Origin of the sequence: Kitasatospora saccharophila (genome assembly GCF_039529925.1) — a bacterium.
GTDB lineage: Bacteria > Actinomycetota > Actinomycetes > Streptomycetales > Streptomycetaceae > Kitasatospora > Kitasatospora saccharophila.
Genome location: NZ_BAAANS010000001.1, coordinates 39910 through 51490, shown reverse-complemented (window position 1 = coordinate 51490; position 11581 = coordinate 39910). Strand labels below are relative to the sequence as shown.

The following is an 11581-nucleotide window of genomic DNA, read 5'->3' as shown; positions in this document are numbered from 1 at the left end:
CCGGCCCCGGCCCGGCCCGGTCCCGGAACCGTCCCCGGTCCCGTGACTGACGTGGGGTTCACGGGCGGCCGCGTAGGCTCGGGGGCGAGGGGCGGGTGCGGGCGGTTCCGGCCGGGCGCACCGGTGCCGCGCAGTCGTGTGTGGAGTGTCGACGGATCGAGGAGAGTCCCGTGTTCCCTGGTGGCCAGCCGAACATGCAGCAGCTGCTCAAGCAGGCGCAGAAGATGCAGGAGGACCTCGCCCGGGCCCAGCAGGAGCTGGCCGAGGCGAGGGTGTCCGGTTCCGCGGGCGGCGGCCTGGTGGAGGCGACGGTGACGGGTGCGGGCGAGCTGCTCGCGCTGACCATCGCCCCGGCGGCGGTCGACCCGGAGGACACCGAGACCCTGGCCGACCTGGTGGTGGCCGCGGTGCGCGACGCCGCCGCGGCCGCGCAGAAGCTGCAGGCCGAGCGGATGGGCCCGCTGACCCAGGGCCTGGGCGGCGGCAGCGGCATCCCGGGCCTGCCGTTCTGACCTGACCGCCGATCCCGTCCGATCCCGGCCCAGGTTCAGGCCCAGGCCCAGGCCCAGGCATCGGCGGCTCCGGGCACACCCGGTGCAGGCGGCGGAACCCGCAGTGACAAGTTGTGTGATTTATGGGCCAGTAGGGCGTCGGGCGGTGTGTCCGGCGCCCGATTCGTTGGATGATGGCACCGGAGCGGACTCCGGTACGGCACCGGGGCGGACTCCGGTTCGAAGGAAGGCGTGGCAGGTGTACGAGGGCGTGGTGCAGGACCTGATCGACGAGCTGGGCAGGCTGCCCGGGGTCGGTCCGAAGAGCGCCCAGCGGATCGCCTTCCACATCCTGCAAGCCGATCCGGTGGACGTGCGCCGGCTGGCGCACGCACTGCAGCAGGTCAAGGAGAAGGTCCGGTTCTGCGCGGTCTGCGGCAACGTCGCGGAGGCCGAGCACTGCCGGGTCTGCCTGGATCCGCGCCGCGACCTCGCGGTGATCTGCGTGGTGGAGGAGTCCAAGGACGTGGTGGCGATCGAGCGGACGCGCGAGTTCCGCGGCCGCTACCACGTGCTGGGCGGGGCGATCAGCCCGATCGAGGGGGTCGGTCCGGACGACCTGCGGATCCGTGAGCTGATGACCCGGCTCGCGGACGGCACGGTCACCGAGCTGATCCTGGCCACCGACCCCAACCTGGAGGGGGAGGCGACCGCGACCTACCTGGCCCGGCTGTGCAAGCCGATGGGCCTCAAGGTCACCCGGCTGGCGAGCGGACTGCCCGTCGGCGGGGACTTGGAGTACGCCGACGAGGTCACCCTCGGACGGGCGTTCGAAGGGAGACGACTGCTCGATGTCTGACCGAACCGACACCACCACCGAAACGCCGGGCCCGCTGGGGCGGACCGGGGCCCCGGACGACTTCGCGGTGCAGATCTCCGACTCGGTGGAGAGCTTCGTGCTGGCCGTCACCGAGGTGGCCAAGGGCGACGAGCCGGGCAGCGCGATCTCGCTGCTGCTGCTGGAGGTCTCCCAGCTGCTGCTGGCGGGCGGCCGACTGGGCGCGATCGAGGACGTGCTGCCCGAGGACCGCTTCGAGCCGGACGCCGGGCCGGAGCCGGACGGGGTGGAGCTGCGCGAGCGGCTCGCCGAGCTGCTGGCGCCGATCGACGTCTACCACGAGGTGTTCGACCCGTACGGGCCGCCGGAGAAGCCGAGCGCGTTCCGGATCTCGGACGACCTGGCGGGCGTGGTCAGCGAGCTGAACCACGGGCTGACGCACTACCGCGAGGGCCGGGTCTCCGAGGCGCTGTGGTGGTGGCAGTTCTCGTACCTGTCCAACTGGGGCTCGACCTGCACGGCGGTGCTGCGCGCGCTGCAGTCGCTGATCGCGCACGTCCGGCTGGACTCGCCGCTCGGCGCGGTCCCGGACGGGGCGGACACCGACGACGACGGGCTGACGGACGAGCAGTTGGAGCAGCAGGCGGGCGACCTGATGGCGGCCGAGCTCGGCCTGTAGCCGTTCCCCGGTGGGGTTGGAAGCAGCCCCCGGCGCGGCTCGGGTCCGGCCGGAAACCGACCACGGCCGACCGAAAACGATCGGAAGCGTCCGGAAGAGTCCGGATGTGACGCAACAGTCACCGGCCGCCCGGAAGCGAAGATTCCGGGAGCCGGGCCGGGCTCGGGCGGCGATTCTTCGGAGCGGGCGGCCGGCGCCCGCAGACCTGCCGGTCGGCGGTGACCAGAGTTCGATATTCGTATCTCAGCATGTGAAAGGCGTCAGCCGGAGAACCCCTGCTCGTTAGACTGAGGACGACCTACCACCCCAAGTCGAGGAGCCCCCGTGGGCCTTGTCGTGCAGAAGTACGGCGGCTCATCCGTCGCGGATGCCGAAGGCATCAAGCGCGTCGCCCGCCGCATCGTGGACACCAAGAAGGCCGGCCACGAGGTCGTCGTCGTGGTCTCCGCGATGGGTGACACCACGGACGAACTCATCGAGCTCGCGGAACAGGTGACCCCTATTCCGTCCGGCCGTGAGTTCGACATGCTGCTGACCGCCGGAGAGCGCATCTCGATGGCGCTGCTGGCCATGGCGATCCGGACGCTGGGCTTCGACGCCCAGTCGTTCACCGGCAGCCAGGCCGGTGTGATCACCGACTCGACCCACAACAAGGCGCGCATCATCGACGTGACGCCGGGTCGGATCCGCGCCGCCCTGGACGAGGGCAACATCGCGATCGTGGCCGGTTTCCAGGGCGTGTCGCAGGTCTCCAAGGACATCACCACGCTGGGCCGCGGCGGCTCGGACACCACCGCGGTGGCGCTGGCGGCCGCGCTGGGGGCCGAGGTCTGCGAGATCTACACCGACGTGGACGGCGTGTTCACCGCCGACCCGCGGGTGGTCAAGAAGGCCCGCAAGATCGACTGGATCGCCTTCGAGGACATGCTGGAGCTGGCCTCGTCCGGCTCGAAGGTGCTGCTCGACCGCTGTGTGGAGTACGCACGGCGCTACAACATCCCGATTCACGTACGATCGTCGTTCTCCGGTCTGCCGGGGACGATCGTCAGCGGCACCAACCCGAACCAGAAGCCCGAAGGGGGCGAGATGGAGCAGGCCATCATCTCCGGAGTCGCCCACGACACGTCGGAGGCCAAGGTCACCGTCGTCGGCGTGCCCGACAAGCCGGGCGAGGCGGCCCGGATCTTCCGCGCGATCGCGGATGCCGAGGTCAACATCGACATGGTCGTGCAGAACGTGTCGGCCGCGGCCACCGGTCTGACCGACATCTCCTTCACGCTGCCCACCAACGAGGGCCAGAAGGCGCTGGACGCGCTGAACCGGGTCAAGGAGGGCATCGGCTTCGAGTCGCTGCGCTTCGACGACGCGATCGGCAAGATCTCGCTGGTCGGCGCCGGCATGCGCTCCAACCCGGGCGTCACGGCGACCTTCTTCGAGGCGCTCTCCGAGGCGGGCGTGAACATCGAGCTGATCTCCACCTCGGAGATCCGGATCTCGGTGGTCACCCGCGCGGAGGACGTGCCGGAGGCGGTCCGCGCCGTGCACAGCGCGTTCGGCCTGGACAGCGAGAGCGACGAGGCGGTCGTCTACGGCGGCACCGGCCGCTGAGCCGCCGCCGTCGGCGCCGGACGACACGCGTCCGGGCCCGCCCCGGATACCCACACCGCAACGGTTGTGTGCGGGAGGGGTGAAGCGGACCCGGCCCGTCCGCCGGGTCTGCCAGAATCCCCCTTCGGAGCCAGTGCGCTCGGGAGGGGGATTCCTTCTTCCCGCGCAACAACGCCCCCGGCCGGGGCAACCAGGACAGGGGATCGTGTGTCCAACCATCGTGAGGAACGTGACGGGGGCGGCGGTGGCGGTCGTCCTGCCCGGGGCGGCCCGGCGGGCCGGTAGTCGGATGGGCTTTGCTGCGGCGGCAGCGGACGCGACCGGGGCCAGCGTCGACCAGCTCACCGACGCCTACCGGGCCCACTACCGTTCCCTGTTGCGGCTCGCCGCGCTCCTGCTGGACGACCTCTCCTCCTGCGAGGACGTCGTCCAGGAGGCGTTCATCCGGGTGCACGCCGCCCGGCGCCGGGTCCGCGACCCCGAGAAGACCCTCGCCTACCTGCGGCAGACCGTGGTCAACCTGTCCCGGTCCACGCTGCGCCGCCGCCTGCTCGGCCTCCGCCTGCTGCCCAAGCCCATGCCTGACATGGCCAGTGCAGAAGAGGGGGCTTACGATGCGCTGGAGCGCGACGAACTCAAGGCCGCGCTCCGGGGGTTGCAACGCCGTCAGCGGGAGGTGCTGGTGCTGCGCTACTACGCCGATCTGACGGAGGCACAGGTCGCGGAGGTGCTCGGCATTTCCCTCGGCTCGGTGAAGGCGTACGGGTCGCGCGGGATCGCCGCCCTGCGGGCGCGGATGGAGCACGGCGATGACTGAGGGCCGACCTTCCCACCCCGGCGGGAGAGCGGCAGGCGACGGGCCGGTAGGTGACGGTCCGTCCGGTGACGGGCCGTCCGGTGGCGGACGGGCCGACGCCGTCGCGGACGCGCCGAGCCCGGACGCGCCGAGCCCGGGCGCGCCGAGCCCGGGCGCACCGATCGCGGGCGCGCTGACCGAGGAGTTGCTGCGCGCCCGGCTGCACCGCGCCGTCGCCGCCCTCGAACCCGAACCCGGCGCGCTGCCCCGGCTGCGCGCCGCCGTGCCGCGCCGACGCGCCGTCCGCCGGCGGGCGCTGGGCGGGGCCGTGGTGCTGGCCGCCGCGATCGCCGCGCTGCCGGTGGTGAACGTCACCGGGCCGTTCGACCTGTCCGGGGACCCGACCGGTGGGCAGGCCGCCCCCGGGGCGGGCAGCAGCCCGGTGAAGACCCCCGGCAGCCACCCCGGGCACCCGCACAGCTCGGCCGCGGTGCCGCCCGCCGGTGCCACGAGCCCGGGCCCGGAGGCGTCCGCGAGCCCCTCCGCGACCGGCAGCCCGGGCGTCTCGCCCACCGCCGCCCCGCTCTGCGCCCGCACCGACCTCGGCCGGGGCGACGCCCGGCAGGCCGCCGCGGATCCGGCCGACGGCAAGGTCTACGGCTGGTTCCGGCTGACCAACACCGGCCCGCACGCCTGCCGCCTCGCCGGGGCCGGCACCCTCGTCCCGGGCGCCGGGGCGAGCGGCGTCCAGGTGCTCGCGCACGGCGTGGGCGACCCGGCCGGCTCGCTGCCCGACCCGGCGGCGCTGCCCACCGAGGTGCTGCTCGCCCCGGGCGGCTCGTACGTGGTGCGGTTCGCCTGGGTGCCCGCGCGCTGCCCGTCCGCCTCCGAGTCGCCCACCGCGCCGAGCGGGCCGCAGCAGCCCACCGCGGGGGCCAGCGTTGCCGCGCTGCCCGCCGCCGACACCGGCGCCGCCGCCGGGCCGACCGCGGCGGTCGCGGCCGCCGACCCGACCCCGAGCCCCGACCCGAGCCCGGGCGCGAGCGCCGGCAGCCAGGACGCCGCCACCTTCACGCTCGGCTACGCGCCCGATCCGGCCGCCACCGGGGCCCCGGTCGGCACCACGCTGCCGGTCGGCTGCGGCGGCACCGTCTACTGGACCGGCCCGGAGCCCGACCCGTCGCCCTCGGGCCAGGCCACCCCGACCGCCACGCCCTGACCCGCCCCTGGCCCCCTCCCCGCTCCCGCGCCGTCCCCGACCAGGAGCCCGGTGCCGGTGCCGGTTCCGGTTCAGACCTGCCGGGTCGGCAGCACCACCAGCTGGCGCAGGTTCACGTGCCGGGGGCGGCTGACCGCGTAGGCGACCAGGTCGGCGACGTCGGCGGCGGCCAGCGGGCCGATCGCGTCGAACATGGCGCCGAGCTGGCCGTCCGGACCGAGCGCCGGGTTGTCGATGTGGGTGCCGAGCTCGGTGTCGGTCAGGCCGGGCTCGATGTTGGTGACCCGGACGTCGCGCGGGCCGTACTCGCTGCGCAGCGCGGCCGAGAGCTGGGTCAGCGCGGCCTTGGTGGCGCCGTACACCGCGTAGTTGGGGAAGACCACGTCCGCGCCGATCGAGGAGACGTCGACCAGGTCGGCGGTGGCGCCGGTCGCGGCGGCGGCGACCAGGTCGGGGCCGAAGGCGCGGATCATCCGCAGCGCGCCGGTCAGGTTGGTGTCGATCATGCGGGACCACTCGTCGATCCGGCCGTCGTCGACCGGGTTGGGCAGCATCACGCCGGCCGAGTTGACCAGCAGGTCGACCCGGCCGAAGGTCGCGTGGACGAGCCGCCGCGCGGCGTCGACGGAGGGCTGGTCGGTGACGTCGGCGGGCACCGCGAGGGCGTTCGGGCCGAGTTCGGCGGCCAGTGCGGCGAGCCGGTCGGCCCGGCGGGCCAGCAGCGCGACCCGGGCGCCGTCCGCGACCAGCTGCCGGGCGACGGCCTCGCCCATGCCGCTGGCGGCGCCGGTGACGACGGCGGTCCGGCCGTTCAGGGTGGGGTGGCCCATGGGAATCGCTCTCCTCGCAGGTGTGGCGGCCGGGGTCCGGCTGACGGGTACGAGTCTGTTCCGCGGCGGCGGCGCCACCCAGGGCCGAGCTTTTCCTGGGACCGCGGGAACCACCTTCGCGGCGGTCGCCGTATCGTCGTCCGCATGAGCGAACTGGGGGAGTTCCTGCGGCAGCGCCGCGCCCGGATCCAGCCGTCCGACGTGGGCCTGCCCGAGCTGGGGCGCCGCCGCCGGGTGCCCGGGCTGCGGCGGGAGGAGGTCGCGCAGCTGGCCGGGGTGAGCGTCGACTACTACGTGCGGCTCGAACAGGGGCGGGGTGACGGCGTCTCCGTGGAGGTGCTGGACGCGGTGGCCCGGGTGCTGCGGCTGGACGGCACCGAGCGCGGCCACCTGCACGACCTGGCCCGCCCGCCGCGCGGCACCCAGCGGCGCGCCCCGCAGCAGGTCGGGCCGGGGCTGCGGCTGGTGCTGGACGCGATGGCGCTGCCGGTGTTCGCGCTCGGCCGGTGCATGGACGTGCTGGCCTGGAACGCCCCGGCCGACGCGGTGATCGGGTTCTCCGAACTGCCGCCCGGCGAACGGAACATGGCCCGGCACGCCTTCCTCGGCGAGCGCGGCGCCCGGCTGTACCCGGAGTTCGAGCGGGTCGCCGCCGAGACCGTCGCCCACCTGCGGCTGGACGCGGCCCGGCACCCCGACGACCCCGACCTGGCCGCGCTGGTGGCCGACCTGACCGCCGGCAGCCCGCTGTTCGCCGAACTCTGGGCCCGGCACGGCGTCCGGGAGAAGGCTTCCGGGCGCAAGCGGCTGCTGCACCCGGAGGTCGGCGAACTGGACCTCGGCTACGAGACGCTGGTCCCGCCCGGCGAGCCGGGGCTGCAACTGGTGGTGTACACCGCCGAGCCGGGCTCGGTGACCGCCGCCCGGCTGGCGGCGCTGACGGCCGCCGTCCCGGCCTGACGCGGCCGTTGACCGCCCGGGCCGGTCAGATGCCCAGGAAGTGCGCCCGGGCCCGGGCCCGTTCCAGCAGCGCGTGCACCTCGGCCTGGCGGCGGCCCGGGCGGTCGTTCCACACGTCGGGGGAGGGCACCGGGCGGCCGGTGGCGTGCAGCACCTCCATCACCTGGGTGCGGGCCCGGCGCACGGTGTACGCGGTGCCGTAGCCGTGCGCGAGGACGGCGGCCTGCGCGCCCAGCAGGCAGACCCGGCCGCGGGCGTCCCAGAGCGCGCCCTGCGTCCAGCCGGCCTCGGCGAGGTAGCGGGAGGTCAGCCGCAGGTGCCCGGCGACGCTGACCTGCACCGGGCGGGCCGGGCGGCGGGCCAGCAGGTCCAGCAGCGTGCGGCGGGGCAGCGGGTGGTCGTGGTTCCAGGGTTGCCGGACGCTGCCGTGATCGACCGGCGCGGCGGCGGGAGCCGGTGCGGTGGGGGCGGGCAGTCCGGCCAGGTACTGCTCGATCTCCTCGACCAGGCCGAGGGCCTGGGCGAGTTCGTGTGCGTCGAGCCGGTCGAAGGGGGGCGCGGGGACGGTCACGGCAGAACTCCTCCGGTCATTATGTCAGTATTTGTTACGGTACCGTTGATAGCCCGTCAGCGGCCGCACCGCATCAGCTCCGTGTCCGCACCGACCCCGCGCCCCCGCCCCGCTCCCGTTCGGCCCGTTCCGATCACCCCCCGGCATCGGGTTGGATGAGGGCATGAACGAGCAGACGAACGCCGTCCCGGCGTGGGAGCAGCGGTTCCGGGCGGCGCGGGTTTCCCTGCCGGACTGGGCGGACGAGGCACCCGACCGGGCGCTGTACGTGTCCAACGCGACCGGCACCTACGAGGTGTACGCGTGGGACCGCTCCACCGACGAGCACCGCCGGGTCACCGACCGCCCCAACGGCACCACCGACGCCGAGCTGTCCCCCGACGGGCAGTGGATCTGGTGGTTCGACGACACCGACGGCGACGAGTTCGGCGTCTGGCGCCGCCAGCCCTTCGCCGGCGGCCCGGACGAGGAGGCCGTCCCGGGCGTGCCCGCCGCCTACTCGGCGGGCCTGGCGCTCGGCCACGACGGCACCGTGGTGGTCGGCACCTCCACCGACGACGAGGGCACCACCCTGTACCTGCGCCGCCCGGGCGCGGCCGGCCCCGAGGTGGTCTACCGGCACGCCGAGTACGGCGGCGTCGGCGACCTCTCGCACGACGGCACCCTGCTGGCCGTCGACCACACCGAGCACGGCGACGCCATGCACTCGGCGATCCGGGTGCTGCGCCTCGCCGACGGCGCCGCCCTCGCCGAGCTCGACGAGGTCACCGGCCGGGACGAGCCGCGCGGCGTGGCCTGCCTGGGCTTCGCGCCCGTCGACGGCGACCCCCGGCTGTTGGTCGCCCACCAGCGCACCGGCCGCTGGGAGCCGATGCTGTGGGACGTCGAGGCCGGCACCGAGACCGAGCTGGTCCTGCGCGACGAGCAGGGCCGCCCGTTCCCCGGCGACCTGTCCGCCCAGTGGCGCCCGGACGCCCGCTCGCTGCTGATCGAGCACGAGTACGAGGCCCGCTCCGAGCTGTTCTCCTATGACCTGGACACCGCCGAGCTGACCCGGCTGGACACCCCGCGCGGCACCGTCGCCGGGGCCACCGCCCGCCCCGACGGCACGGTGGAGTTCCTGTGGTCCTCGGCCGCCGAGCCGTCCGCGGTGCGCTCCACCTCCGGCGCGGTGGTGCTGCGCGCCCCCGGCCCGGTCCCGCCCGGCTCGGTGCCGGTCGAGGACGTCTGGGTGGACGGCCCCGGCGGCCGGGTGCACGCGCTGGTGCAGCGCCCGGCGGGCGAGGGCCCGCACCCCACGGTGTTCGAGGTGCACGGCGGCCCGACCCACCACGACAGCGACTCCTTCGCGGCCGGGCCCGCCGCCTGGCTCGACCACGGCTTCGCCGTCGTCCGGGTCAACTACCGCGGCTCCACCGGCTACGGGCAGGCGTGGACCGACGCCCTCACCGAACGCGTCGGCCTGATCGAGCTGGAGGACATCGGCGCCGTCCGCGACTGGGCGGTGGCCTCCGGCCTGGCCGACCCGGACCGGCTGGTGCTCTCCGGCGGCTCCTGGGGCGGCTACCTCACCCTGCTCGGCCTCGGCACCCAGCCCGACTACTGGACGCTCGGCCTGGCCGCCGTCCCGGTCGGCGACTACCTGGCCGCGTACGAGGACGAGATGGAGGCGCTCAAGTCGCTGGACCGCACGCTGTTCGGCGGCACCCCCGAGGAGGTCCCGGAGCGCTGGCGGGCGTCCTCCCCGCTGACCCACGTCGAGCGGGTCAAGGCGCCGGTCTACATCAGCGCGGGCGTCAACGACCCGCGCTGCCCGATCCGGCAGGTCGACAACTACGTCCGGCGGCTGGAGGAGCTCGGCAAGGTCCACGAGGTGTACCGCTACGATGCCGGGCACGGTTCGCTGGTCGTCGACGAGCGGATCAAGCAGCTCCGACTGGAGATCGACTTCGTCCGGCGCCACCTGGCACCCGGCACGGTCCGCTGAGCTGCGCAGGACCGGGCGACGAGGGGGAGAACTGATGGGTGGACGCGCCGCGCTGGCCGTCGTCGCGGTCGGCGCCGTCCTGCTGACCGCGGCCGGCTGCTCGACGGACAGCGGGAGCCACGACTGCTACCGGGCCGCGGCCGCCCCCGGCGCCGACACCGGCCTGGTGGCGGCCGGGAGCGGCGCGGACACCGGCCCGGTCGTGCGGGCCGGGACCGGCGGCGACGCCGGCGCGGTGGTGCAGGCCAAGAGCGGCAGCCGGACGTCCAAGGGCGGCTCCAGCGGCAGCCGGACCTCCAAGGGCGGTTCCGGCAGCAGCGGTTCGACCGGCTCCGGCTCCAGCGGGTCGCACGGGACCAGCGGGTCGAGCGGCTCCGGCTCCAGCGGTTCGAGCGGCTCCGGCTCCAGCGGGTCGCACGGCTCCAGCGGCTCCGGCAGCAGCGGTTCGAGCGGTTCCAGCGGCAGCAACCGCACGGTGGTGCACCACTACCACCACCGCACCTCCGGCTCCACCCGCAGCGACGACTACGTCGACGACTGCGGGAACCCGTCGCCCGCGCCGGGCGCCGTCGGCGCCGACTGCGCCGTCCCGACCGCGCTGCCCGGGGCCGGGTCGGTCACCGGCACGCCCTCGGCGCGGGCGACCGGCGCCGGGGCGGGTGCCGCGGCCCCACCGGTGCCCTGCGGCGGCGCGAGCCCGGGCGGCCGGCCGACGGGCCTGCCGTCGCCGTCCGGGGCCGCCTCGAAGGCCCGCTGACCCCCGCGGGTCAGGCCCGTTGACCCCAGCGGGTCAGTCCAGGGCCGGTTCCAGTCCGAGGGACCGGTCCTGGACGGCCTCCGCCTCGCGGCGGACCAGCCGGAACCACATGAACACCACGAACCCGGCGAAGACGAACCACTCCAGGGTGTACCCGAGGTTCTGGAACGCCCGCAGGCTCAGCCCGTCGCCGCCCTGCGGCTGCACCGTGGGCACCGCGGTCAGCCCGGCCGGGACGTCGTCCGCCGCGACCCAGCCGTCGTACACCGGGTACGGCAGTGCGTTCACCAGGGTGGCCGGGCTGATCGTGCCCAGCTGCCCGGCGGGCAGGCCACCCGCCACCGCGCCGCCGCTGCCGCTGTTCTCCGGGGCCTGCAGCCGGCCCGTCACGCTGACCTGCCCGCCCGGGGCCCGTGGCGCGGTGCCGGGTTCGCCCGCCGCCCAGCCGCGCACCACGGCCACCGCTGGGCCGCCGTCGGTGAGCAGCGGGGTGAGCACGTAGTAGCCCTGGCGCCCGTCCACCGTCCGGCCCGGGACCAGCAGTTGGTGCGCGTCGTCGTACGAGCCGGTGACCCGCACGGTCCGGCCGACGGTGTCGGTGCCGACCTTCGCCGCGCGGTCCGGCAGCACCGCCGTCAGCGGCTGCGCCTCGGCCAGCGCGGACGCGGCCGCCGCCTTGCCGTTCTCCTGGTGGGTCGACACCCGGGACTCGAAGCGGTCCAGCTGCCAGGTGCCCAGCATCAGGCAGACCACGATCGCCGCCACCGCGACGACCGTGCCGACGAGCCACCGCGGGCTGAGCAGGAACCGGTACACCCCACCACGGTAACCATTCCTGACATCCC

The 11581-nt window shown here is 74.9% G+C and carries 12 protein-coding genes; 9 read left to right on the top strand and 3 right to left on the bottom strand.

Going from position 1 to position 11581, the window contains the following annotated elements; all coding sequences use genetic code 11:
- Positions 1 to 194 precede the first annotated feature (194 nt).
- From ABD345_RS00270 to ABD345_RS00245, 6 genes are all read left to right on the top strand, one after another.
- Positions 195 to 512 carry a YbaB/EbfC family nucleoid-associated protein gene (locus ABD345_RS00270; RefSeq protein ID WP_380276388.1) on the top strand — a complete coding sequence of 106 codons (318 nt, stop codon included), beginning with the start codon at positions 195 to 197 and terminating at the stop codon, positions 510 to 512.
- A 238-nt stretch (positions 513 to 750) separates the two neighbouring features.
- Entirely contained in the window at positions 751 to 1350 is a 600-nt protein-coding gene (gene recR / locus ABD345_RS00265; RefSeq protein WP_344549577.1) for a recombination mediator RecR, read from the top strand.
- Positions 1343 to 2008 carry a DUF5063 domain-containing protein gene (locus ABD345_RS00260; protein ID WP_344549576.1) on the top strand — a complete coding sequence of 222 codons (666 nt, stop codon included), beginning with the start codon at positions 1343 to 1345 and terminating at the stop codon, positions 2006 to 2008. Before recR ends, ABD345_RS00260 begins: the two co-directional genes overlap by 8 nt.
- A gap of 324 nt (positions 2009 to 2332) precedes the next feature.
- The gene (locus ABD345_RS00255; RefSeq protein WP_344549575.1) at positions 2333 to 3616 is read left to right on the top strand and encodes an aspartate kinase; all 1284 of its coding nucleotides are present in this window, start codon (positions 2333 to 2335) and stop codon (positions 3614 to 3616) included.
- Between the two features lie 289 nt (positions 3617 to 3905).
- Positions 3906 to 4433, top strand: coding sequence for a SigE family RNA polymerase sigma factor (locus ABD345_RS00250; RefSeq protein ID WP_344549819.1), 528 nt, complete (start codon positions 3906 to 3908; stop codon positions 4431 to 4433).
- Positions 4426 to 5631 carry a hypothetical protein gene (locus tag ABD345_RS00245; protein WP_344549574.1) on the top strand — a complete coding sequence of 402 codons (1206 nt, stop codon included), beginning with the start codon at positions 4426 to 4428 and terminating at the stop codon, positions 5629 to 5631. The genes ABD345_RS00250 and ABD345_RS00245 overlap by 8 nt, the downstream gene beginning before the upstream one ends.
- Positions 5632 to 5702: 71 nt before the next feature.
- Here ABD345_RS00245 and ABD345_RS00240 read toward each other — a convergent pair whose 3' ends face one another.
- On the bottom strand, positions 5703 to 6461 hold the full coding sequence (locus ABD345_RS00240; RefSeq protein ID WP_344549573.1) for an SDR family oxidoreductase: 759 nt from the start codon (positions 6459 to 6461) through the stop codon (positions 5703 to 5705).
- 144 nt (positions 6462 to 6605) lie between these two features.
- Here ABD345_RS00240 and ABD345_RS00235 point away from each other — a divergent pair, with 144 nt between their 5' ends.
- Positions 6606 to 7421, top strand: a complete 816-nt coding sequence (locus tag ABD345_RS00235) for a helix-turn-helix transcriptional regulator (RefSeq protein ID WP_344549572.1) — start codon at positions 6606 to 6608, stop codon at positions 7419 to 7421.
- A gap of 25 nt (positions 7422 to 7446) precedes the next feature.
- Here the strand turns inward: ABD345_RS00235 and ABD345_RS00230 are convergent, their stop codons facing one another.
- Entirely contained in the window at positions 7447 to 7992 is a 546-nt protein-coding gene (locus ABD345_RS00230) for a DUF6197 family protein (protein ID WP_344549571.1), read from the bottom strand.
- Between the two features lie 163 nt (positions 7993 to 8155).
- Between ABD345_RS00230 and ABD345_RS00225 the strand changes: the two genes are divergently transcribed.
- Positions 8156 to 9979, top strand: coding sequence for a S9 family peptidase (locus tag ABD345_RS00225; RefSeq protein WP_344549570.1), 1824 nt, complete (start codon positions 8156 to 8158; stop codon positions 9977 to 9979).
- Between the two features lie 34 nt (positions 9980 to 10013).
- A complete protein-coding gene (locus ABD345_RS00220) occupies positions 10014 to 10736 on the top strand; it encodes a hypothetical protein (RefSeq protein WP_344549569.1) in 723 nt (240 codons plus the stop codon).
- A 33-nt stretch (positions 10737 to 10769) separates the two neighbouring features.
- Here the strand turns inward: ABD345_RS00220 and ABD345_RS00215 are convergent, their stop codons facing one another.
- Entirely contained in the window at positions 10770 to 11552 is a 783-nt protein-coding gene (locus ABD345_RS00215; protein WP_344549568.1) for an SURF1 family protein, read from the bottom strand.
- Positions 11553 to 11581: the final 29 nt, after the last annotated feature.